At 70.1% G+C, this 20722-nt stretch carries 25 protein-coding genes; 12 read left to right on the top strand and 13 right to left on the bottom strand.

Going from position 1 to position 20722, the window contains the following annotated elements; translation table 11 throughout:
• Nucleotides 1-13 precede the first annotated feature (13 nt).
• From QQY66_RS19320 to QQY66_RS19305, 5 genes are all read right to left on the bottom strand, one after another.
• Complete coding sequence (locus QQY66_RS19320) at nt 14-922, bottom strand: pirin family protein (protein WP_301981595.1); 909 nt, start codon at nt 920-922, stop codon at nt 14-16.
• 68 nt (nt 923-990) lie between these two features.
• Complete coding sequence (locus QQY66_RS19315; RefSeq protein ID WP_301987401.1) at nt 991-1356, bottom strand: zinc-binding dehydrogenase; 366 nt, start codon at nt 1354-1356, stop codon at nt 991-993.
• Complete coding sequence (locus QQY66_RS19310) at nt 1260-1904, bottom strand: alcohol dehydrogenase catalytic domain-containing protein (RefSeq protein WP_301981594.1); 645 nt, start codon at nt 1902-1904, stop codon at nt 1260-1262. Before QQY66_RS19310 ends, QQY66_RS19315 begins: the two co-directional genes overlap by 97 nt.
• Nucleotides 1905-2035: 131 nt before the next feature.
• A complete protein-coding gene (locus QQY66_RS50425) occupies nt 2036-2209 on the bottom strand; it encodes a hypothetical protein (RefSeq protein WP_367666980.1) in 174 nt (57 codons plus the stop codon).
• On the bottom strand, nt 2206-2982 hold the full coding sequence (locus QQY66_RS19305) for a nuclear transport factor 2 family protein (RefSeq protein WP_367666979.1): 777 nt from the start codon (nt 2980-2982) through the stop codon (nt 2206-2208). Before QQY66_RS19305 ends, QQY66_RS50425 begins: the two co-directional genes overlap by 4 nt.
• 76 nt (nt 2983-3058) lie before the next feature.
• Here QQY66_RS19305 and QQY66_RS19300 point away from each other — a divergent pair, with 76 nt between their 5' ends.
• Entirely contained in the window at nt 3059-3196 is a 138-nt protein-coding gene (locus QQY66_RS19300) for a hypothetical protein (protein WP_301981593.1), read from the top strand.
• Between the two features lie 18 nt (nt 3197-3214).
• Here QQY66_RS19300 and QQY66_RS19295 read toward each other — a convergent pair whose 3' ends face one another.
• A complete protein-coding gene (locus QQY66_RS19295) occupies nt 3215-3664 on the bottom strand; it encodes a MarR family winged helix-turn-helix transcriptional regulator (RefSeq protein ID WP_301981592.1) in 450 nt (149 codons plus the stop codon).
• A gap of 86 nt (nt 3665-3750) precedes the next feature.
• Between QQY66_RS19295 and QQY66_RS19290 the strand changes: the two genes are divergently transcribed.
• From QQY66_RS19290 to QQY66_RS19260, 7 genes are all read left to right on the top strand, one after another.
• Nucleotides 3751-4536: an SDR family oxidoreductase gene (locus tag QQY66_RS19290; protein WP_301981591.1), complete on the top strand. Its 786-nt coding sequence runs from the start codon at nt 3751-3753 to the stop codon at nt 4534-4536.
• A gap of 185 nt (nt 4537-4721) precedes the next feature.
• Nucleotides 4722-5360 carry a (2Fe-2S)-binding protein gene (locus QQY66_RS19285; protein WP_301981590.1) on the top strand — a complete coding sequence of 213 codons (639 nt, stop codon included), beginning with the start codon at nt 4722-4724 and terminating at the stop codon, nt 5358-5360.
• 12 nt (nt 5361-5372) lie between these two features.
• Entirely contained in the window at nt 5373-6353 is a 981-nt protein-coding gene (locus QQY66_RS19280; RefSeq protein WP_301981589.1) for a xanthine dehydrogenase family protein subunit M, read from the top strand.
• The gene (locus QQY66_RS19275) at nt 6350-8539 is read left to right on the top strand and encodes a xanthine dehydrogenase family protein molybdopterin-binding subunit (protein WP_301981588.1); all 2190 of its coding nucleotides are present in this window, start codon (nt 6350-6352) and stop codon (nt 8537-8539) included. Before QQY66_RS19280 ends, QQY66_RS19275 begins: the two co-directional genes overlap by 4 nt.
• 158 nt (nt 8540-8697) lie before the next feature.
• A complete protein-coding gene (locus QQY66_RS19270) occupies nt 8698-9882 on the top strand; it encodes an XdhC family protein (RefSeq protein WP_301981587.1) in 1185 nt (394 codons plus the stop codon).
• Nucleotides 9846-10241 (top strand): hypothetical protein, encoded by a 396-nt coding sequence (locus QQY66_RS19265; RefSeq protein ID WP_301981586.1) that lies wholly within the window; start codon nt 9846-9848, stop codon nt 10239-10241. The genes QQY66_RS19270 and QQY66_RS19265 overlap by 37 nt, the downstream gene beginning before the upstream one ends.
• Nucleotides 10225-11016 carry an amidohydrolase family protein gene (locus QQY66_RS19260; RefSeq protein ID WP_301981585.1) on the top strand — a complete coding sequence of 264 codons (792 nt, stop codon included), beginning with the start codon at nt 10225-10227 and terminating at the stop codon, nt 11014-11016. Before QQY66_RS19265 ends, QQY66_RS19260 begins: the two co-directional genes overlap by 17 nt.
• Before the next feature lie 99 nt (nt 11017-11115).
• Here the strand turns inward: QQY66_RS19260 and QQY66_RS19255 are convergent, their stop codons facing one another.
• From QQY66_RS19255 to QQY66_RS19245, 3 genes are all read right to left on the bottom strand, one after another.
• Entirely contained in the window at nt 11116-12087 is a 972-nt protein-coding gene (locus QQY66_RS19255) for a pirin family protein (RefSeq protein WP_301981584.1), read from the bottom strand.
• Nucleotides 12088-12129: 42 nt separating this feature from the next.
• Nucleotides 12130-12510 (bottom strand): DoxX family protein, encoded by a 381-nt coding sequence (locus QQY66_RS19250; RefSeq protein WP_301981583.1) that lies wholly within the window; start codon nt 12508-12510, stop codon nt 12130-12132.
• Between the two features lie 138 nt (nt 12511-12648).
• Entirely contained in the window at nt 12649-13593 is a 945-nt protein-coding gene (locus QQY66_RS19245; RefSeq protein ID WP_301981582.1) for an NmrA/HSCARG family protein, read from the bottom strand.
• Between the two features lie 158 nt (nt 13594-13751).
• Here QQY66_RS19245 and QQY66_RS19240 point away from each other — a divergent pair, with 158 nt between their 5' ends.
• Nucleotides 13752-14216 carry a MarR family winged helix-turn-helix transcriptional regulator gene (locus QQY66_RS19240; protein ID WP_301981581.1) on the top strand — a complete coding sequence of 155 codons (465 nt, stop codon included), beginning with the start codon at nt 13752-13754 and terminating at the stop codon, nt 14214-14216.
• Between the two features lie 75 nt (nt 14217-14291).
• Entirely contained in the window at nt 14292-14507 is a 216-nt protein-coding gene (locus tag QQY66_RS19235) for a hypothetical protein (RefSeq protein WP_301981580.1), read from the top strand.
• A gap of 302 nt (nt 14508-14809) precedes the next feature.
• Here QQY66_RS19235 and QQY66_RS19230 read toward each other — a convergent pair whose 3' ends face one another.
• The 4 genes from QQY66_RS19230 to QQY66_RS50420 all read right to left on the bottom strand — a co-directional run bounded on the left by QQY66_RS19230 (nt 14810) and on the right by QQY66_RS50420 (nt 18129).
• Complete coding sequence (locus QQY66_RS19230; protein ID WP_301981579.1) at nt 14810-15733, bottom strand: hypothetical protein; 924 nt, start codon at nt 15731-15733, stop codon at nt 14810-14812.
• Entirely contained in the window at nt 15730-16299 is a 570-nt protein-coding gene (locus tag QQY66_RS19225) for a hypothetical protein (protein WP_301981578.1), read from the bottom strand. Before QQY66_RS19225 ends, QQY66_RS19230 begins: the two co-directional genes overlap by 4 nt.
• Nucleotides 16296-16880 carry a TnsA-like heteromeric transposase endonuclease subunit gene (locus tag QQY66_RS19220; RefSeq protein WP_301981577.1) on the bottom strand — a complete coding sequence of 195 codons (585 nt, stop codon included), beginning with the start codon at nt 16878-16880 and terminating at the stop codon, nt 16296-16298. Before QQY66_RS19220 ends, QQY66_RS19225 begins: the two co-directional genes overlap by 4 nt.
• Nucleotides 16881-17253: 373 nt before the next feature.
• On the bottom strand, nt 17254-18129 hold the full coding sequence (locus QQY66_RS50420; RefSeq protein ID WP_367666978.1) for a TniQ family protein: 876 nt from the start codon (nt 18127-18129) through the stop codon (nt 17254-17256).
• A 141-nt stretch (nt 18130-18270) separates the two neighbouring features.
• Here QQY66_RS50420 and QQY66_RS19215 point away from each other — a divergent pair, with 141 nt between their 5' ends.
• Together QQY66_RS19215 and QQY66_RS19210 are read left to right on the top strand one after the other, a co-directional pair.
• Nucleotides 18271-19779, top strand: coding sequence for an aromatic amino acid ammonia-lyase (locus QQY66_RS19215; RefSeq protein ID WP_301981576.1), 1509 nt, complete (start codon nt 18271-18273; stop codon nt 19777-19779).
• Nucleotides 19776-20636, top strand: a complete 861-nt coding sequence (locus QQY66_RS19210; protein WP_301981575.1) for a MurR/RpiR family transcriptional regulator — start codon at nt 19776-19778, stop codon at nt 20634-20636. Before QQY66_RS19215 ends, QQY66_RS19210 begins: the two co-directional genes overlap by 4 nt.
• Nucleotides 20637-20722: the final 86 nt, after the last annotated feature.

Raw genomic sequence — 20722 nt, 5'->3', positions numbered from 1 at the left:
CGCAGACGTCCGGTCATCGGTCGTAGGCGAGGCGGGCCTGGCGGGGCACCGGGCCGAAGGCGCCGGCGTGGAAGTCGGTGAACGCCTTGGTGATCTCCACCTTGGTGTTCATCACGAACGGGCCGCCGAGGGCGACGGGTTCGCGCAGGGGAGTGCCGCTGTAGACCATGACGCGGGCGGGCTGTTCGGGGTCGACGGCCGCCAGGTGCAGCGAGGTGGCCGCCGGAGCACCGCCGTCGTCCCCGTTCCTGCCCGTGGCGGGGTCGGACCAGCCGGTCTGCCCGGCGTGCAGTTCTCGGCCGCCGATCAGCAGGCGCCCGGTCATGACGTGGGCGAACAGCCGGTGTTCGGCGGGGACTTGCAGGTCGTAGACGGCACCGGGGTCAAGGGTGGCGACGACGCCCTGCACCGGGTGATGGGTGTCGGCGGCGCCGGTGATGCCGCCGACGGTGCCGGCGTGGACGTCGATCGTCACACCCGGCGTCCGCACGCGTGGCATGGCGGCCTTGGTCAGGTCCTGGTAGCGCGACGGCGTCAGCTTCTTCTCGGCGGGCAGATTGAGCCACATCTGCAGCACGTGCGCGTGCTCGTCGCGGTAGGCGAGCTCACGGTGGATGATGCCGCGCCCGGCGGTCATCCACTGCACCTCACCGGCCTGCAGCGCCCCGGCGTGGCCGAGGTTGTCGCCGTGTTCCAGGACGCCGTCCACGACGGTGGTGACGGTCTCCAGGCCGCGGTGGGGGTGCCACTCGAAGCCGGGGGTGGAGAACCAGTCCTCGACCAGGGCGAGGAAGGGATCGGTCAGGGCCGGGTCGGTCGGCACGAAGACGAGTGCCTTGTCGTCGACCTGCGCGTCGGGGCCCAGCTGCTGCTTGGTGGTGATGCGGGTCAGTGTGCGCTCACCCGTCAACTGTGCGGTCATTGTTGCTCCGTGATGCCGATGCCCGGCTCTCGAAAGGAGACGGGTGATGAAGGGGGGATGGACCGGGTTCAGGCGATGCTCAGGGCGATCGTGCCGCGCGTGTGGCGGGTCGCGAGGGCTTGCAGCGCCGTGGCCGCGTCCGCCGGCGCGTAGGTCCGTCCGAAGGGAATCGTGATCGTGCCATCGGCGAGATGCCGCGCCACGCGTCCGAGGGTCTCGCGGCACGACCCGTGCACGACGTCGGTGCGGCCTGGGCCATGACCTGCGGCGTAGGTCGGCGAGGCGATACGGCCGCCGTCCTTGACGACTCCCGCGAACGGCGTGATCTCGTACGTGGTCACGGCGTCGACGAACGCGTCCACCCCGCCGGGGTGTTTCCCGCGTACGGCGGCAACGAGGTCACCTCCACGCGGGAGTACGTCGCTCGCGCCCAGGGCGCGCAGGTACTCCTTGTCCTCGGGCCGTCCCGGCAGGACGGTCGCTCCGGCCGCCCGGGTGAGTGGTACGGCGATCCCGCCGGTCGCCCCCCGGCAAGGACGGTGTCGCCGGGTGCCAGGTCCAGCGCGTCGACCGTCATGAGCGCCGCACTGGCCGTCAGCGCGGCCGCACCGGCGGTCGCGGTGTCGACTGGGACGGGCTTGCGGGTCAGCGTGTGCCCGCCGGTCACGACGAGTTCGGCCCAGGCCCCGTCGCGAACGGTCTCCGCCATGGGTACGGCCCCGAAGATCTCGTCGCCGACCTCCATCCCGCTGATGCCTTCACCGACGGCCTCGACGATCCAGGCGAAGTCCCGGCCCAGTGTGATCGGCAGCTCGTGCGGGGGCATGTCCTTGAGGGCGCCGTAGGCGATGTCCGCGTCCAGCCAGTTCACTGACGACGCCTGGACGCGGACCAGTACCTGCCAGGCCCCCGTGGTCGGCTCCGGAACGTCCTCGCGCAGGACGGGGGGAGTGCCGAACGCGGTGACGGTGACGGCCTTCATGGTTGCCCCTCGCGTACAGGACCCGACGAGCGGACCAGCGATCGTGCATGACACATCAGGAATATACGTGACGCGTCATGCATTTTGCCAGACTGGTCCGATGATCGGAGAGGGGACGCACTCAGCCTCGTTCAGAACGTGGTGTTGTCGTTCGCCGACGTTTCCGGCACGGCCTGGATCACGTCCCAGTGCTCGACGATCTTCCCGTTCCGCACCCGGAACAGATCCACGATCGCCTGCCCCCGTGCACCCGGTGCTTCCACGAAGTGCTGGTGGATCGCGACCAGGTCGCCCTGCGCGATCACCCGCTTCCGGGAGACCTCCAGTTGCGGGAGGGCCTCGAAGGTCCGCCGAGTCCCGCCTTCGCGCCCTCCACCCCGTCGGGGACGGTCGGGTTGTGCTGGTGGTATTCGGGGCCGTAGTAGCGGTCGATCGCCGACAGGTCCTTGTGGACCATGAGTTCGTCGAAGGCCTTGGTGGCCACCTTCTTGTTGTACTCGGTGAGCCACGCCGGCCCCGGCTGCTCCGTGCGCGGCCAACTCTCCGTCGAGAACATGTCGTTGCCGTTCACGGAAGTCTCGGGCACGTCCTGCGCCACGTTCCATTGCTCGGCGATCTTCCCGCCCTGGAATCGGAAGATGTCGAAGACCGCCTTGCCCCGTTCGCCCGGCGTCATGACGACGTTCGAGTGGACGAGCACCAGGTCGCCCTCGGACATCACCCGCTTGATGTCGTACTTGGCGTCCGGGAACTTCTGGTGGAGGGCCGTACCGAGGTTCTTCGGCGCCTTGGCGCCGTCAGGCGCGAGGGGGTTGTGCTGGATGAGGCCCGGGCGGACGTAGCGATCGACGACCCCGGTGTCGCCCCGCTCGAACAGGCCCTTGAGGACGCGTACGGTGACGGCCTTCTGGTGGCTGAGGCGGGCGAAGTCGCCATAACCGGAGTGGGTGCCATAACCGGAGTGCCCGGCGGGAGCGGCGGACGGCGCAGCGACGGCGGGTACGCCGACGGCGCCCAGCAGGGCGGCGGAGGCCATGAAAGCGACGAGTGCTCTGCGGGCATGGGTGGTGGCGATCACGGTGCGTCAGAGATTGAAAGCTCACCCTCGCGCTTTCTGAAGGGAATCACTAACTCCGGGCCACCGCCCTCGACCTGTGACGAACGTCGACGCCCTCGGCCCACCCGCGACCCAGCGCGTCCGGTCCCTCCTGGCTCGCCACGACGCCGACACGGCCGTCCTCGCCGCCCACCACACGTCGACGATCGCCGGCAGCACCGCCGGGTACCGCTGACCTGACCACAGCGGTGACCTACGGCTCCCGGACCGCCTCGACCACCTGCCCGAGCAGGGCGGTGAGTTGCGCAGTGCCGTCCGAGCCCAGCCGCTCGACGACGCGGCGCTCGATGTCCGCGACGATGCGACTGGCGGAGCCGAAAGCCTCACGGCCGGCGTCGGTGAGGTGGAGCTCCTGCACATGGTGGTGCAGCGCGTGCTGCCGACGCTCCAACTGACCGCGCCCCTCCAGTCGCGTCACCAGCGATGCCACGGCCTGAGGGGTGACGTTCAGGCGGCGGGCGGCCTCCGCGCCCGTGAGACCGGGTTCGTCATGGATGCAGAACAGCAGGGAGTAGTGCGCGGGCGCCATGTCCAGGGTGCGCAGCCGCTGTCCCTTGAGTGCCTGCACGGCGAGTTCCGCCCTCCGCAGGGCCCAGATGGCTCTGGCATCGCCACCAGGCGTCTTCTCGTCATCCGTGGTCACACGAGAAGGATACGGGAGTTCACGTGTATCAACCACTTGCTATCAAATGCTTGATTCTCGACAGGTGCTTGGTTAATGCTGGGCGCATGTCCCGAACTCTTGCTCTGATCACTGGGGCCTCGTCCGGCATTGGCGCTGCCTATGCCCGGCTCCTGGCGTCCAACTGCGACTTCGTCCTGGTGGCCCGGCGGGTGGACCGGCTGAACGAGCTGGCCGCCGAACTGCGCGAAGCAGGTGCCGCCGTCGACGTTCTGCCCGCTGACCTCAGCACGCACGACGGCCTCGACGCCGTGACCCACCGCCTGGCCACCGGAGACGTCCGGCTGCTGATCTGCAACGCCGGAGTCGGCGGTTTCGCACCGCTCACCGACATCGATGCCGTCGAGATCGACCGTCTCCTCACACTCAACGCCGTCGGCTCCATGCGTCTGGTGCGGGCCGCCCTGCCCGGGATGCTGGCCGCCGGTGAGGGCACCGTCATCACCCTCGCCTCACTGCTGGCCTTCAGTGCCGGTCAGGAGATGCCGATACCGCGCACCCTGTACGCGGGCGCGAAGGCCGCCACGGTCGCCTTCACGCGGACGCTCACCCACGAACTCGCCGGCACCGGGGTCCATGCCCAGGTGGTGTGCCCGGGGGTGGTGGCGACGGAGTTCCACAGCGGCTTCGGCCAGGGCTACCCTGCCGCCATGACGGCCGAGGGTGTGGCGCATGCCAGTCTCGCCGGCGTCCGCCTGGGGGAGTCCGTCTGCGTCCCTGGTCTGGAGGACCAGGCTGCCGCGCTCGACGCCCTCCTGACCGGCGAATCCGCTCTGCTGACCGGCAACCATTCTTCCCCGGCCGCCCGTTACGGGCACCTGCCCGTCGCCTGAGCAGCGGGCCCCGCACCGCCCTTGCCGCGACAGCCGAGGCGGGGGCGGGCGCACACGCGAGACCGCGGGTCGGCGTCCGGCTCGGGGGCGGGGCGGGGGTGCGTCAGGAGACGCCCCGTACGCCCCGCCCCGCCAGGTTCGCGCCGATCAGCAGGACCATCCGTACCCCGCACCGAGGAGTGGGCATGTCCACCGAACTTCCCGACCCAGCCGTGTCTCCCCCCGCCGAATCCGGCTCGGCACCGACCCGGCGTACGTTCATCGCGACGACCACGGTGGCCGGAGGGGCCGCCCTGGCCGGCGGCCTGGTCGCGGTGCCCCTGCCCGGTTCCGGGGAAGCGGCCGCCGCCGAGGCGCCGCACGGCAGCCGCGTCTCCCTGACGGTCAACGGCGTCCGGCACACCGTCACGATCGACAACCGCACCTCGCTCCTCGACCTGCTGCGCGAGCACCTGGACCTGACCGGTTCGAAGAAGGGCTGCAACGCCGGGGCCTGCGGCGCCTGTACCGTCCTGGTCGACGGACAGCGGGTCAACTCCTGCCTGACGCTGGCGGTCCGGCTGGACGGCGCCGAGGTCACCACCATCGAGGGCCTGGCCAAGGGGGACCGGCTGCACCCGCTGCAGCAGGCGTTCATCGACCAGGACGCCTTCCAGTGCGGCTACTGCACCTCCGGCCAGATCATGTCCGGTGTCGCCTGCGTCCAGGAGGGCCACGCCGGCTCGGCGGAGGAGATCCGGGAGTGGATGAGCGGCAACCTGTGCCGCTGCGGCTGCTACGTGAAGATCGAGCGCGCGGTCCAGCAGACCGCGGGCCGGAAGTGAGGGCCGATTCCCATGCATCCCTTCACCTACACCAAGGCCGTGGACACGCGCGAAGCCCTCAGTGCCGGTCGGCGCGGCGGGCGTTACATCGCCGGCGGCACCACCCTGGTCGACCTGATGCGTGAGACCGTCGAACACCCCGGCTCGCTGGTCGACATCAGCGCCCTGCCCCTGCGCGAGATCACCGCCACCAAGGGCGGGGGCCTGCGCATCGGCGCCCTGGTCCGCATGGCCGAGGCCGCCGCCCACCCCAAGGTGCGCGCCCTGTACCCCGTCATCTCGCAGGCGCTGGAACTGAGCGCGTCGCCCCAACTGCGCAACATGGCCACCATCGGCGGCAACATCATGCAGCGCACCCGCTGCACGTACTTCCGTGACGTGAGCGCCGCCTGCAACAAGCGTGAACCCGGATCGGGCTGCGCGGCCCTGCACGGCGTCAACCGCACCCACGCCATCCTGGGCACCACCGACGACTGCGTGGCCACCCACCCCTCCGACGCCGCCGTCGCCTTCGCGGCACTGGAGGCGACCGTCCACCTGCTCGGCCCGGACGGGGAGCGGACCGTGCCCTTCGCCGACTTCCACCTCAAGCCGGGCAGCACACCCCACCGCGAACAGGACCTGCGCCCCGGCGAGTTGATCACCGCAGTGGAGATGCCGCCCTACCCGCGCCCGCTGAAGTCCGGTTACCTGAAGGTCCGCGACCGGCAGTCCTACGAGTTCGCGCTCACCTCCGCGGCCGTCGCCCTGCACATCAGCGGCGGGGTGATCCGCGAAGCCAAGGTGGCCGCCGGAGGCGTGGGCACCGTCCCCTGGAAACTGCCCGCCGTCGAGCGGGAGCTCATCGAACACCGGCCGTCGGACGCCCTGTGGACCAAGGCCGCCGAGCGGGCGGCTGACGGGGCCCGGCCCCTCGAACACAACCGTTTCAAGGTCGAGTTGCTCAAACGGACCATCGAGCGTCAACTGCGCATCGTAGGAGGTGGCAAGTGAGCCCGCAGCCACAGGCAGCCGTCGGAGCGGCGGTCTCCCGAGTCGACGCCCGGCTGAGGGTCACCGGGCAGGCGAAGTACGCCGCCGACAACAATCCCGACGGGGTCGTGCACGCGGTCATCGTCGACAGCAGCGTCGGCCGCGGCCGCATCACCGGCATCGACACCCGCGCCGCCGAGGCCCAGAAGGGCGTGCTGAAGGTGATCAGCCACCTCAATGCGCCCGAACTCCCGCCCGTTGAAGGGCAATGGCCGCCGGGCAAGCCGCTGCGTGCCTTCCAGGACGACCGCATCCGGTTCTTCGGACAGCCCGTCGCGGTCGTGGTGGCGGCCACACTGGAGGTGGCCCAGCACGCCGCGAGCCTGGTGAAGGTCTCCTACGACGCCCAGCGTCCCGCCACCGATCTGGCCGCCGCCGACCCCGCCGACGAGCCCGAGACCTATGCGCGCGGCGACGCCGACGAAGCCCTGGACTCGGCCCCCGTCCGGCTGGAGATGACGTACCGCACGGCCCGTAACCACCACAACGCCATGGAAGCGGCCGGCGTCGTCGCCCGCTGGGACGGCGACAAGCTCACCCTCTGGGAGAAGAGCCAAGGAGCGCAGTTCGCCGCTCACGCCATGTCCGACGCGCTCGGCATGCCACAGGACGACATCCACGTCATCGCCCCGTTCATCGGCGGGGCCTTCGGCAACGCCATGCGCACCTGGGTGCACTCCGTCATCGCCGCCGTGGCCGCACGCGAGGTGCAGCGCCCCGTCAAACTCGCCCTCACCCGCAGGCAGTTGTACTTCGGCGTGGGATACCGGCCCGCGTACGAGTACGAACTGAGCCTGGGCAGCAACCGCCGGGGGCGTCTCACGGCGTCGGCGCACGACGTGCGCGCCGAGACCTCCAGATTCGAGACACACATCGAGGACGTGCTGGCCCCCGGCCGGATGCTCTACAGCACCCCCAACGTCCGCCAGGCGTACCGGCACGTACCGCTGGACGTGAACACACCGACGTATATGCGCGGCCCCGGCTACGCCAGCGGTGCCTTCCCCGTCGAGTCGGCGATGGACGAGCTCGCCCACGAACTGGGACTCGACCCCATCGAGCTGCGGCTGCGCAACGAGCCCGCCGACGACGAGTCCAGCGGGCTGCCGTTCTCCACGCGCCGCCTGCGCGAGTGCTACCGCGTGGGCGCCCGCGAGTTCGGCTGGGAGCGGCGCAGGCCTAAGCCGCGCTCGCGGCGCGAGGGCGACTGGCTCATCGGTATGGGCATGGCCGCCGGCGTCTACGACACAGCACGGTCCCAGTCCCAGACATCCGTCCGGCTCGACGCCGACGGCACCGCCCTGCTCCAGGCCGCGACCGCCGACATGGGCGTCGGCACCGCCACGTCCATGACGCAGCTCGCCGCCGACGCCCTCGGCCTGCCCATGCGCCGGGTGACCTTCCGGCTCGGCGACTCCCGTCTGCCTCCGGCCCCCGGCCACTACGGTTCGCAGACCATGGCCAGCGTCGGATCCGCCGTCCAGGACGGCTGCGACAAACTGCGGCGGCAGGCGATCGAACTCGCCGTCGGGGACGAGGAGTCACCGCTGCACGGCGTCGACCCCGCCGGCATCGTCGTACGAGGAGGCCGACTGCACGTGCAGGACGACCCCGCGCGCGGGGAGACGTACCAGCAGCTCCTGGCCCGCAACAACCGCACCCACCTCGAAGCGATGGGCTCGTACGCCGGGGCGCCGGAAACGGAGAAGTTCTCCCTCTACGCCTACGCAGCGACCTTCGCCGAAGTCGCCGTCGACGCCCGCCTCGGCCTGGTACGGGTACGGCGCATGGTCGGCGTGTACGACGCCGGCCGGATCATCAGTCCCGCGCTCGCCGACAGCCAGGCCCTCGGCGCCATGACCGGCGGCATCGGCCAGGCCCTCCTTGAACACACGGTCACCGACCACCGCGACGGCCGGATCGTCAACGCCAACCTCGCCGACTACCTCGTGCCCACCCACGCCGACATCCCCGAACTGAAGGCGATCTACATCGACGGAGAGGACTACGAAGCCGACCCCATCGGCGTCAAGGGACTCGGTGAGGTCGTCATCGTCGGAGTGGCGCCCGCCATCGCCAACGCGGTCTTCAACGCCACCGGCCGCCGGATCCGCGAACTGCCGATCAAGCCCGAGGCCCTGCTCTGAACTCCCGGGTGGCCGCGTCGTCACCGGTCACCCGGGCTCCCCAGCGTCCGGCGGTCGGCGACGGCCCACCGCCGGGCACCAGGCCGCCGTCGCACCCTGTCCCCTCACAGTGGTGCGGCGGCGGTCCTCAAGCCCCCCATCACCCGGAGCGCACGCCCATGCTCAACATCGCGGACACGCTGTACGACTGGTGCCGCGAGGCCCGACCCTTCGCCCTCGCCACCGTCGTCGACGTCAGCGGCAGCGCACCCCTGCCACCCGGTACCTCCCTCGCCGTCGACACGGACGGCCACACGGTCGGCAGCATCTCCGGCGGCTGTGTGGAGGGAGCCGTCTACGAGCTGTGCGTCCAAGTGCTCAGGGACGGCGACAGTCCCGCCCGCGCCCGGTTCGGCTACTCCGACGACGACGCCTTCGCCGTCGGCCTGACCTGTGGCGGCGAGATCGACGTCCTGGTGCAGCGGGTCGAGCCCGCCGCCGACCCGCATCTCATCGACGCCCTCGACGCGGTCGTACGGGGCCGGCCCGTCGCTGTGGCCCAGGTGGTGGACGGCCCGGACGACCTCCTCGGCCGCACCCTCCACGTCCCCGAGGGCACGGGTGCTCACCGCGGAACCGTGGGCGACACGAACGCGGACCAGGTTGTCGCAGCGCAGGCCCGCGCACAGCTGAGGGCCGGCCGCACCCGCCGTGTCGAGGTGGGCGGCGACGCCGACACCTGCCCCGAGCGCCTGTCGGTCCTCGTCCACACCCACGCGTCCCGCCCCCGCCTGCTGATCTTCGGCGCGGTCGACTTCGCGGGCGCCCTCAGCCGGGCCGGGCAGTTCCTCGGCCACCACGTCACCGTCTGCGACGCCCGCCCCGTCTTCGCCACCCGGGCCCGCTTCCCGTACGCCGACGAGGTCGTCGCCGACTGGCCCCACCGCTACCTGGAGCGCACCGAGGTGGACGGGCGTACCGCGATCTGTGTGCTCACCCACGACGCCAAGTTCGACGTCCCTCTGCTCCGCCTGGCGCTGAGCCTGCCGGTCGGCTATGTCGGCGCGATGGGCTCACGCCGTACCCACGAGCACCGACAGCAGCTCCTGCGCGAAGCCGGCGTACCCGAGGACCGGATGGCCCGCCTGCGCTCCCCCATCGGCCTGGACCTCGGCGCGCACACGCCCGAGGAGACGGCGATCTCCATCACCGCCGAGATCGTCGCCCACATCCACAACGGCACCGGCCTGCCCCTGTCCCGCGTCCCCGGCCCCATCCACCAACCCGTCCGGACGACGACGGGCCTGCGAGAAGAGGAGCCCCAGACATGGACCCCGAACGGAGCACCTCACCTCGAAGACTGACCGAGGCGGCATCGGGTGCGCCCCTCGTCGCGGCGGCGGGTGCGGTGCCGGCCGCCGCCGCGGCACCGTCCGGCCGAGGGGTGCCGAAGGGCAACTGGCGCATCGACACCCACGCGCACTACTTCCCCGACGTGTACTACGACTACCTGGAGCGTCACGGCCGCCTCGCCGACACCCTGGCCTATGTGGGTCCCTGGTCGCTGGAGGCGCACCTGGCGTTCATGGACCGGTACCGGATCCAGGCGAGCGTCCTGTCGTTCGGCGACCTCCAGCTCACCCTCGGCCCGGTCGACGACCGCCGCGTCACCGCCCGCGCGGTCAAACGACTACGCCCACGACCTCGTGCGCACCCGTGGTGACCGGTTCGGGATCTTCGCGGTCACCCCGATGCCGGACATCGAGGGCGCGGTGGCCGAGGTGGACCGCGCGCTCGGTGAGCTGGACCTCGACGGCATCTGTCTGCTCACCAACTACCAGGGCCGCTACCTGGGCGACCCCTCGTTCGCGCCGCTGTACGAGGTCCTCGACCACCACGGCGCCTATGTCTACGTCCACCCGACGGGTCCGGAGGTGAATCCGGCCCCGAAGCTCCGCTACGGCCCCGACATCCCGGCCCTGAACTTCGTCTACGAGTACACCTTCGACGCGACCCGCGCGATGACGAGCCTGATCTACAACGGTGTCCTGCGGGACCACCCGAACATCCGCTGGCACTTCACGCACTGCGGCGGGACGCTGCCGTTCCTGTCCTACCGGCTCGCGACGCTGCACGCGTTCTTCCCGCCGTTCAACTCCGTACTGCCCGAAGGCCCCCTCGACCACATCTCGCGGCTGTACTTCGACGACGCGCAGGCGTTCACCGCCGCCCAGTTGCTGCCACTGGCGTCGCTCGTGCCGGCCGACCACATCATGTTCGGCAGCGACTGGCCGGCCGTCCACAACCTCTTCGAGGCCGACAACGTGGAGCAGATGCCGTTCCTCGAGGGACGTCTGCCGGACCCGCGGACGGGCGACCCCGAACCGCCCGTCGACAGCGTCTACAGCCCGCACCAGAGGATCGCTCTCGAGCGGACCAACGCCCTCGCCCAGTTCCCGAAACTGCGTGCGCGCATACCCCGGCTGAGTCGGCACTGAACCACGGCCGCACGCCGGGTCCTGTCACCGCGAGCCGGCTCGCGGTGACAGGACCCGGCGTGCGGCCGGTGCCGCGGGCCAGGGAGATTCGGTGGCCGGTTATCCGGTGTGCGGCAGCCGGGTGGCGGGGATGACGCCGAGCCGGCCGGCCTGGTAGTCCTCGAAGGCCTGGACCAGTTCGTCGCGGGTGTTCATGACGAACGGGCCGTAGTGGGCGACCGGTTCACGAATCGGCTGCCCGCCCATGACATACAGCTCCAGCTTCGGGGTGTGTGAAGCCTGCCGCGGCGCGGCGGCGAGGCGCAGGCTGTCGCCGGGCCCGTGCACGGCGAGTTGACCGACCTGGATCGGCCTGTTCTCGGCGCCGGCGGTTCCGGCGCCGGCCAGGGCGTAGACCAGCGCGTTGTATCCGGGGTGCCAGGGCAGGTCGACCTGGGCGCCAGGCTCGACTGTGATGTGCGCCAGCGTGATCGGCGTGTGTGTGACCCCCGGTCCGGCGTGTCCGGCGATGTCGCCGGCGATGACCCGGATCAGCGCGCCGCCGTCCGGTGTGGTCAGCAGCGCCGCCTGGCTGCCGCGGATGTCCTGGTATCGGGGCGGGACCAGCTTCTTCGCCCGGGGCAGGTTGACCCACAGCTGGGTGCCGTGGATCACGCCCCCGCTCATCACCAGGCTCTCCGGTGGCGCCTCGATGTGCAGGATGCCCGCCCCGGCGGTCATCCACTGGGTGTCGCCGTCGGCGATCCGCCCACTGCCACCGTTGGAGTCCTGGTGGTCCACGATGCCGTCGATGACGTACGTGACGGTCTCGAAGCCGCGGTGCGGATGCCACGGGGTCCCCTTGGGCTCACCGGGGGCCAGGTCCACTTCGCCGAGATGATCGAAGTGGACGAAAGGATCCAGTTCGGAGAGTGGCACATCGGCGAACCCGCGGCGCACCGGGAAGCCCTCACCCTCGTGGCCGCGCGGTGCGGTGACCAGCCGGCGCACCTCACGGAGCCGGGTTCTGGCAGGGGCGAGTGCGGGCAGGCGGGGCAGGACGAGGATGTCCTCGACGGTGATGGCGGGCATGGTGCTCCTTCCTGTTCCTCCCTGGAGGGACGCTGCCGGCGATCAGGCGAAGGGGTACGGGCCGAAGCGCCCCCATGCCACCGCACCGGCCAGCACGATCAGCACGAGGTTCGGCACGATCGCGCTGGACTCCTTGCGTCTGGCGTGGGTTGTCGCCGCCCCGGCCATCAGCAGCACGAGGCCGACGGCGGCCAGCGGTACCAGGACGGGGATGATGTCCAGCGCGGCGGGCAGGATCAGCCCGACCGCGGCCAGCACCTCCAGGGCGCCGATCAGCTTGAGCATGCCGGGAGAGAAGTCCTCGGCCCACGCCATGTTCGGCGAGGCGGCGAGCTTCTCCTTCGGTTGGGCCAGCTTCGCGCCGCCGGCGGCCAGGAAGAGCGCGGCGAGCAGGCCGGCCAGAATCCACAAAACGATGTTCATGAGTTACCAATCAAGGGGGAGGCAGACAGGGCCGGCGTTCTCGTGATGCGTCCCGATGCGCGGGAGGAAAGCGGTATTTCGCGAGAACGCCGGGGCCCTGGGATCAGATGCGTGGAACAAGACCCGCCGGGTCGCCCGTCAGGCGCCGGCGAAGGCGTGCTTGTGTGCGTCCAGCCACTGCTGGAACGTCTGCAGTTGCGGGTTCAGGCTGCGGACGACGTCGAGGTCGCGGACCGCGTTGAACTGGGGCACTTCCGCATAGAACTGGAACATGTTGCCCGACTCGGCCGCGGCGGGGAACGGCTGCGCCCGCATCGCGTCGAAAGGCACCGGCACGTACGCCACGTCTTCACCCAGGGCCACGCTGAGCTGCTCGGCCATCTGCTTGCCGGTCAGGTGCTCGCCCGCGATGGACACGGTGCGGCCGATGAGGTCGCCGCCGCGGCGGAAGATGCCGTAGGCGGTCTTGCCGATGTCTTCGACGGCGATGCCGGCGAGCAGACTGTCGGCCATCGGCATGGCCAGTACGAGCCGGCCGTCGTCTCCCCGTCGCGGCGCCATCGGGCCGAGCAGGTTCTCCCAGTAGAAGGTGGTCTGCAGGAAAGTGGTCGGCACCCCGGCATCGATGAAGAACTGGTTGGCCTCGGCCTTGGCATCGAAGTGCGGCACCTTGTAGCCGCCCATCAGCGTCGGCATGCGCTCGTCGTCGAGCGGGATGTAGTCGCGGGTGTCCTCCAGCGTCGACCAGATCACATGGGCCACACCCGCGGCCTTGGCGGCCCGGGCCATGGTGGCCGCCTCCTGCTTCTCCCGCTCGGGCGACATGTCCGCCCAGAAGTTGGTCACCAGGAAAGCCCCATGCGCCCCGTCGAACGCCTCCGTCAGGCTCCGCAGGTCGCCGAGGTCGGCCTTCACCACCTCGGCACCCAGGGCCGCGAGCTCGCGCGCGGCATCCGAGTCCGGGCGGCGCGTCAGCGCACGTACCGCGAACCCACCACCGGCGTCGGCCAGGATCGCCCTGGCCAGCCCGCCGCCCTGGGAACCGGTCGCGCCGACCACCGCGATGACCTTCTTCTCCGCCACGGCCTTCTCCTTCTTATTTGATTCAGGGGCCACGCCCCCACTACATGCCACATCATCTATCTCGGCGCCCGACGAATGCATGACGCATCATATGATGTGTCATGTACGTTAGAGCGCAGGTGTATGACATGTCAAGCACCCGGGTAAACTCGCTGCACATGAACGACACACCCGCGTGGCTGAGCCCCGCCGAGCAGCACGCCTGGCGTGCCTTCATCCGCCTGCACCAGAAGCTCTGGGCCACGCTGGAGCGTGACCTGAAGGCGCACAAACTGTCCGGCTCCGACTTCCAGATCCTCGTCGCCCTCACCGACACCCCCGACGGCCGGCAACGATTCCAGGACCTCGCCAGCACCATCGAGTGGGAACAGAGCCGCCTGTCCCACCAGATCGCCAGGATGACCAAACGCGGCCTGGTGGCCCGGGAAGAATGCGCCGAGGACGGACGCGGCGCCTTCGTCGCCATCACACCGGCCGGCCGCAAGGCCATCGAGGCCGCCGCACCCCACCATGTGGCCACGGTCCGCCGCCTGGTCATCGACGCCCTCGGCCCGGACGAACTCGCCACCTTCGCGCGGCTCTCCAACCTCATCCTCGAACAGCTGGACAACGAGCCACGATGACCTCGCCGCATATCTGTAGGCGCAGATATTGCAACGGCAGCGTCTTCTGCTCTCGGCTTTCTGCCATCCTCGTGAGTGAATGAGCAACTGCTGACCGACGACGACCCGACGCTCTATGGCCTGTTCGTGGAGGCGTTCTCTCGTCTCAGGCCCCTGGTACACCGCTACCTGGGAGTCCCGGACACCTGGTTCGAGGTGCTGCTGCGGCTGGGCCGCACGCTCGGGCACCGGCTGCGCATGACGGACCTGGCGGAGGCCGTGTCCGCAGACAGCATTCCGCGCCATACGTGACATACCGCGTCAGGGCTCTCACGGCGTTTCCGTAAAGCCGGCCGGCCGCTTTCGATCCCGGGCGCGTCAGGCTGGCCATGTCCCGCGGGTCGTAGCGGATCGGACAGGCCCCCTTGGCCTGTGCGTATGGGGACTTGGACCCATTGTGGGTGCCCGTGATGGGCGCGCTGTAGTGCAAGTAGTCCTTCTGGATCCGCCGGTTGGAAATCGCGCACCAGTGGATCGGCAGCAGTTCCAGGAACAGATTGGGATCACGCGGAGCGGCGATGTAGCCGCAGCGGTGCACGGCCAGCCGGTAGGCGTCATTCGGCGACAGGTTGATCTCCGGGAACCCCGGCAGCACCAGCCCTTTGTGCCGACGGCGCTGGTAGACCGCGACGACGTACTCGGCGAAGAACTCCTCCAGTTCCTCGATCGTCCACCGGGCCACCGCGTCCACGTCCCGGCCGCGGTGCACCACATGATTGCCCTTGTAGCCGGCGATGTGCTCGGAGAACTGGCTTCTGATCGTCTTGAACGCGGCCTCGACCTGCGGCTTGTCGGTGGGTCGGTACTTGCGGGTGTCCTGGATGGTGATCCCGTAGCGGCGGCACGTTCTTCACCGCCTGAGAGGCGAACGCCTTGCCGTGGTCGATCACGATTTCCTCGGGAAACACCACCGGGCGGGCCGCGGCGGCCGTGAACCGCTGGTCCTGAGCGAGGAGCGGCTCGCACGGCAGGCGCAGCATCCGGTGCCGAAGCCCATCCGGCCACCCGGGACGCATCGGCTCCGGCATCATCGCGTCGGCGATGACCAGGCCCGCGTCCACGCCCTTCGTGCCCTTGGGCACCAGACGCCACCCCAGCAGAGACCGGGTGCAGATGTCGATGGCGATCGTCAGGTCCACTGAGAAGACGACGTCCTCGACCGGATCGTAGGCGCGGACGTCCAGCCAGCTGGTGTCGATCATCACCAGTTCGCCCGGGCGGCTGGCGGCGATCGGACGGTAGTGGCCGTCCGGCCGGTTCGCCACCGACTGCCGCGTTGTGGCCGGCCCAGTGGTGTAGCGGCCGGGCAGGAGAGCGGCGACGTACCGGTTGAACGCTTTTTGCGCCGGTGTCTTCACCGTGCCCGGGCCGTGGACGTCAACCAGGCGGCGCTCCACCCGGCGGCGCAGCCGGTTCAGGCTGCCGGTCGAGTCGTCCTCCTCCGTCACGTAGTGCTGGGTGACGATCGCTTCGATCAACCGTGGATCCACACCCGCCAGGGGATCCGACGGCCGATGACTGCGCCGGTCCACCAGCCCCCACGGGCCCTCTTCCCGCCACCTCCGCAGACGCCGCCACATCTGTTGCTCGCTGTAGCCCAGTTCCCGCGCCTTGCTCTGAACCCGCTGGGCCGCTGGGCCAGCGGCAGGTCAGGGGCGTACTCCGGCCTGGGTTCCCCGGGCGAGATGTCCTCCGAGCTTCCACTGCGAAAGCCAGTCGTCATCTCCAGGAGGTGCTCCTGAGCGCGCTGGAGTTCCTCCAACTGCTTGTCAGTCAACTTGTCGAACAGGGCGGCAGCGTCCAGCCACAACTTCCTTGCCGAGACGTCGTGCTCAGTGGGGTCCTCGCTCTCTGGGTCAGCGTCGACGTCGTAAGGGCGGAAGGTCGGGTCCGCGAGCAGGTGCCCCACACCGATCACGGTCCACGAGCCGCTCTCCGAACGCAGCCGCACGCCGTCATCGGTCACCCCGGTCACCGTGTGCACCTCATCGTCCAGCCACAGCCTGGTCCCATGCCGCAACCGCACCGCGCCGTCAACCGTCATGCCCGTACCTCCACTGCGGCCTTTACCAGCGTTGTCTCGCGCAACGGGCGATCCAGATCCGTGACGATCCGCTGGTGCCACATCAGGTGATACAGCACGCCGCGCGCCAGATCCGGGTACTCAATGAACCGCATCAGCTCCCCGATCTCCACCGGTTCACGGGCCAGTTCCAGCAGGCGCGGTACCAGATCCGCTCCCAGATGCAGCGGACGCCGGGCACTGGAGAGCAGGTCGATGTTCACCCAGCGCTGTCCACCAGGCTCCGAAACCATCGCGTAGTCCCAGCCCAGCCGCTCGCACGTACGTTGAGTGCGCTCCTCCTGCAGCCGCACCTTTGGATCGTCCCGCAACTCGGGGTTCTTCACGTCCAGCAGCAGTACGCTGCCATCCCGGCGGCGCACGAAGACGTCCGGTGTGTGTCGCCACGTCCCACGGGCGTCGATCGCGTCGAACTCCAAGGGCTGCGTGGCGAATGCGGTCACTTGCGGGTCGAAGTCCAGCAGTGTCAGCCACTTCGACTCCAGCACGCTCTCGTAGTCGGCGAAGTCGCCCCACTTCGCCACCCAGTACTGGCCCGGCATGTGCCCCTGTCCCGGTGACTGGGGATGGACCGCACCATCCTGCCGTCCTCGAACGGTGTGCCAGCGGCTTCCTCCAGCCGCATCAGATGCTGGACCCCTCGGCATCGACGTAGCGCACCCGCACCAGGTCGATGTCCCGAACGGACGGCACCGGTACTTCCGTGTCACCGCTCACCGCGAACATCTCCTCCCCACGGACTTCTGGCCGAGCGCCCCACCGGCACCTGCGCCGCCACTGCCTCGGCGAAAACCTCCGACACTGCGAGCCGCGCTAACGGCCGGGCTGCCAAGCACCCCTCTTCGGCCGCCATCCGTACCAGTGGTGCCAACCGTCGCGACAACTCCCGCACGTCAGCCGAAGCCAGCAGGGGCGTCACCACCGTGAGAAAGGCTGCCGCAGCCCCTGCCGACGCGGGGCCCACCCGAACTGGCTCCGGTGCACACCACGCTCGACGCGCTCTTCCAACAGGACCTGGCGGCACCAGCCAGGTACGCCCGGTAGACGTCTCAAGATTCTCGGCAGCCCGAGCCGCAACAAGATCACACATGCGCGGAACGTCGCGAACCACTCTCCCGCCGACACGTTCACGCCTCCCAGTGCGGGGTATGCCCGGCCGTACGCGGTGTCCAGCCATCGCCGCTGCGCGTCGACCGTCTGCTCATGTACTTGGCTCACGCGTACCGCGGGCAGCCACTGTGAACAGGGCTTCCCCCGAACGGAATTCGCGCAACACGTCGGAGGTCTGGCCCACTGCGCCGGCACGACACGAGGCCGCTCCCCACCCCACCGCAGTACCCCACCGCACGACGGACAACGATCCAGCAGCATCACCTGATGCTCGGGGCACACCGCCGCACACGACAGCTTCCACCACAGCTGCCACACCCCACCCGACGCCAGCAGGCAGCACGGACAGGCGCGACTGCCGTACACCTCGACCCACTCCCGGCCCGCCGATGGCCGATGTGCCTTGCCCGCTGAGAGCACCGCCACCACGCTCAGCGGCCCGCCCTCGAAAACGGACAGGTGCATCCCGTCCACCAAGCCACCGGGAACACCTGTCGCCGCGTACACGGTCTGCCGGACCGTCTCATCGCACCGGACCCCGAGAACAGGGGGCCGGACATCCGCAGATGTCCCTCGAAGCCGCAGTCCCATGAGGTCGGCGACCTCGGCTGGTGGACACCGGTTCGCTCGAGCCATCCGATCCACCCACGACGCGAACGTCTCAGCGGCACGGTGGATCACGATGTGTCCCTTGCCCGGCTGTATAGCGTCATGCAGAGTTGTTGGTGTCTGAATATGTTGTCAATGCTCGGGCGTCAGTCCGAGGTAACGGATGACCGGCAGGCGAGATCGAATGTTCGACTTGAGGGGAGTTTGGGCCTTATGTCGTCTCGGATCGTGGACGTGCAGGCTGCGGTGCATACCCGCCTGGTCGTCCTCGACGGTGTCGGGCTCGGCGTCGCGGACGTCGTGCGCCTCGCCGACGGAGCCGCGCGGCCGGTCCCCGGGACCGAGGCCATGAAACGCGCCGAGGAGTCCTGGGACGCCGCCCGACAGATCGCCGCGACCGGACGCGTCTACGGCCGGTCCACCGGCGTCGGCGCCAACCGGAACGAGGACGTGCCCACCGAGGCCGCCGCCGGACACGGCCTCCGTCTGCTGCGCAGCCACGCCGGCGGCATCGGTGACGAGCTCCCGGCCCGGCAGGTGCGGGCCATGCTCGCCGTCCGCGCCAATCAGTTGCTGGCCGGCGGTTCGGGCCTGCGCCCCTCCGTCGTCACGGCCCTGTGCGAGGCGCTGGAGAGCGGCGCGTACCCGGTCGTGAACGAGTTCGGCTCGGTCGGCACCGGCGACCTCGCCGCCCTCGCGCAGGTCGGGCTCGCGCTCGCGGGCGAGCACCCGTGGCGCGGCTCGGGGGCGCCCGAACCGCAGCCGCTCGACAACAACGACGCCCTCGCGCTGATCAGCAGCAACGCCCTCACCCTCGGCCAGGCCGCCCTCGCCGTGCACGAACTGCGCGGGCTGATCGGCGCCACCCAGGTCGTCGGTGCGCTGTCACTGCTCGCCGTCGACGGTTCGTACGAGGCGTACGCTGCCCCCGTGCACGCCGCCCGCCCGCACCGGGGTTCCGCCGAAGTCGCCCGTCGGATGCGGGAGTTGCTCGGTGCGGCGGACCGGCCGACCCCTCCCCTCGGGCGGATCCAGGACCCGTACGGCTTCCGCTGCCTGCCCCAGATCCACGGGCCCGCGCAGGACGCGGCGGACGCCCTGGAGGAGGTGCTGAACGTCGAGATCAACGCTGCCGCCGAGAACCCGCTGATCTCCCCCGAGGACATGACCGCCTACCACCACGGCGGCTTCTACCAGGCCCAACTCGCCCTGTCCCTTGACCACTTCAGGCTCGCGCTCACACAGGTGGCGAGGCTGTCCACCTCCCGCCTGTCCACCCTCAACGAGCCCGCCTACACCCGCCTGAGGCCCTTCCTCGCCGACAACGAACCCGCCTCCTCCGGCGTGATGATCCTCGAGTACGCCGCCGCGGCAGCCCTCGGTGACCTGCGGGCCTTCTCGGCGCCCGCGTCGCTGGGCCACGCTGTACTCTCCCGGGGCGTCGAGGAGCAGGCCAGCTTCGCCTCGCTCGCCGCCCGGCAGACGCTGCGGGCGTGCGGCGCGTACCGTCTCGTCGTCGGCTGCGAACTCGTCGCCGCCGTACGGGCGTTGCGCCTGCGCGACCTCAGGCCCGACCCCGAGCTGCCGGTCGGCCGGGCGCTGGAGCTGGCCGAGTCGGTGCTCGACGACGACCTGGCCGACCGGCCGCTCACGGACGACGTGACGGCCGCGACCGCACTGCTGGACCGGTTCACGGACATCTGGAGGGGCAGCGAGTCATGACCGCCGAGGGGAGTACGAGCGTGACCGACAGCCCGGCCGCACGGCTGCAGGCGCTCTTCGAGGGGCACCGGCTGACGCCGACCCAGCGGCGCATCGCGCACAGCATGGTGCGGCGGGCCGCCGAGGTGCCGTTCCTGTCCAGCGTGGAGCTGGCCGAGCTGGCCGGGGTCAGCCAGCCGTCGGTGACCCGGTTCGCGGTCGCCCTCGGCTTCGACGGCTACCCCGCGCTGCGCAGGCACCTGCGCGAGGTCGCGCCCGCCGAACAGACGGGGGCCTCGGCGTCGTACAACGAATACCAGCAGGCCGTCGAGGCCGAGATCGAGAACCTGAAGCATCTGTCGGAGCTGCTGGCCGATCCACGGCCGGTCGCGAGGGCGGGCAGGCTGCTGGCCGCGTCCCGCCCGCTGCCGGTGCTCGGGCTGCGGGCCGCGGCCTCCCAGGCGTACGGCTTCGCCTACTTCGCCGCCAAGGTCCATCCGGACGTCCGGCTGCTCAACGAGGGCGGCACGATGATCCACGACCGGATCGACGCGGCGGTCCGGGCCGGCGCGTCCGCCCTGCTGTGCTTCGCGCTGCCGAGGCATCCGCGGGAGGTCGTGGACACACTGGGCTATGCCAAGGAGGCGGGGCTGACGGTGGTCACGGTCGCCGACTCCGCGTTCGCGCCGGTCGCCAAGGTGTCCGACCTGCTGCTGCCCGCCGCCGTCGGCACCGGGCTCGCCTTCGACACCGCCTGCGCGCCGATGCTGCTGGGCCGGGTGCTGCTGGAGGCGATGTGCGACGACCTGCCCGACGCCCAGGCCCGGCTGGAGGAGTTCGACGCGAAGGCGGCGGCGAAGGGGCTCTTCGTGGATTGACGCGGTGAAGTGACACGTCTCTTAGATTCGTCTCACGTTGTGCCGCTAGCCTCCCGCTCGAACGAGCACTGTGTGCCGACGCGACG

It is taken from the genome of Streptomyces sp. DG2A-72 (assembly GCF_030499575.1).
GTDB lineage: Bacteria > Actinomycetota > Actinomycetes > Streptomycetales > Streptomycetaceae > Streptomyces.
The sequence above is the reverse complement of the archived record's forward strand: the minus strand, read 5'-3'. Positions and strand labels throughout refer to the sequence as shown.

What these genes read in the sequence shown, in the direction of transcription:
- QQY66_RS19220 (WP_301981577.1), bottom strand. Translation starts at nt 16,880, where the DNA reads ATGCCGGGCCAGTACTGGGTGGCGAAGTGGGGCGACTTCGCCGACTAC.
- QQY66_RS19310 (WP_301981594.1), bottom strand. Translation starts at nt 1,904, where the DNA reads ATGAAGGCCGTCACCGTCACCGCGTTCGGCACTCCCCCCGTCCTGCGC.
- QQY66_RS19210 (WP_301981575.1), top strand. Translation starts at nt 19,776, where the DNA reads ATGACCGCCGAGGGGAGTACGAGCGTGACCGACAGCCCGGCCGCACGG.
- QQY66_RS19270 (WP_301981587.1), top strand. Translation starts at nt 8,698, where the DNA reads ATGCTCAACATCGCGGACACGCTGTACGACTGGTGCCGCGAGGCCCGA.
- QQY66_RS19285 (WP_301981590.1), top strand. Translation starts at nt 4,722, where the DNA reads ATGTCCACCGAACTTCCCGACCCAGCCGTGTCTCCCCCCGCCGAATCC.
- QQY66_RS19240 (WP_301981581.1), top strand. Translation starts at nt 13,752, where the DNA reads ATGAACGACACACCCGCGTGGCTGAGCCCCGCCGAGCAGCACGCCTGG.
- QQY66_RS19320 (WP_301981595.1), bottom strand. Translation starts at nt 922, where the DNA reads ATGACCGCACAGTTGACGGGTGAGCGCACACTGACCCGCATCACCACC.
- QQY66_RS19265 (WP_301981586.1), top strand. Translation starts at nt 9,846, where the DNA reads ATGGACCCCGAACGGAGCACCTCACCTCGAAGACTGACCGAGGCGGCA.
- QQY66_RS19290 (WP_301981591.1), top strand. Translation starts at nt 3,751, where the DNA reads ATGTCCCGAACTCTTGCTCTGATCACTGGGGCCTCGTCCGGCATTGGC.
- QQY66_RS19225 (WP_301981578.1), bottom strand. Translation starts at nt 16,299, where the DNA reads ATGACGGTTGACGGCGCGGTGCGGTTGCGGCATGGGACCAGGCTGTGG.
- QQY66_RS19250 (WP_301981583.1), bottom strand. Translation starts at nt 12,510, where the DNA reads ATGAACATCGTTTTGTGGATTCTGGCCGGCCTGCTCGCCGCGCTCTTC.
- QQY66_RS19215 (WP_301981576.1), top strand. Translation starts at nt 18,271, where the DNA reads ATGTCGTCTCGGATCGTGGACGTGCAGGCTGCGGTGCATACCCGCCTG.
- QQY66_RS19280 (WP_301981589.1), top strand. Translation starts at nt 5,373, where the DNA reads ATGCATCCCTTCACCTACACCAAGGCCGTGGACACGCGCGAAGCCCTC.
- QQY66_RS19255 (WP_301981584.1), bottom strand. Translation starts at nt 12,087, where the DNA reads ATGCCCGCCATCACCGTCGAGGACATCCTCGTCCTGCCCCGCCTGCCC.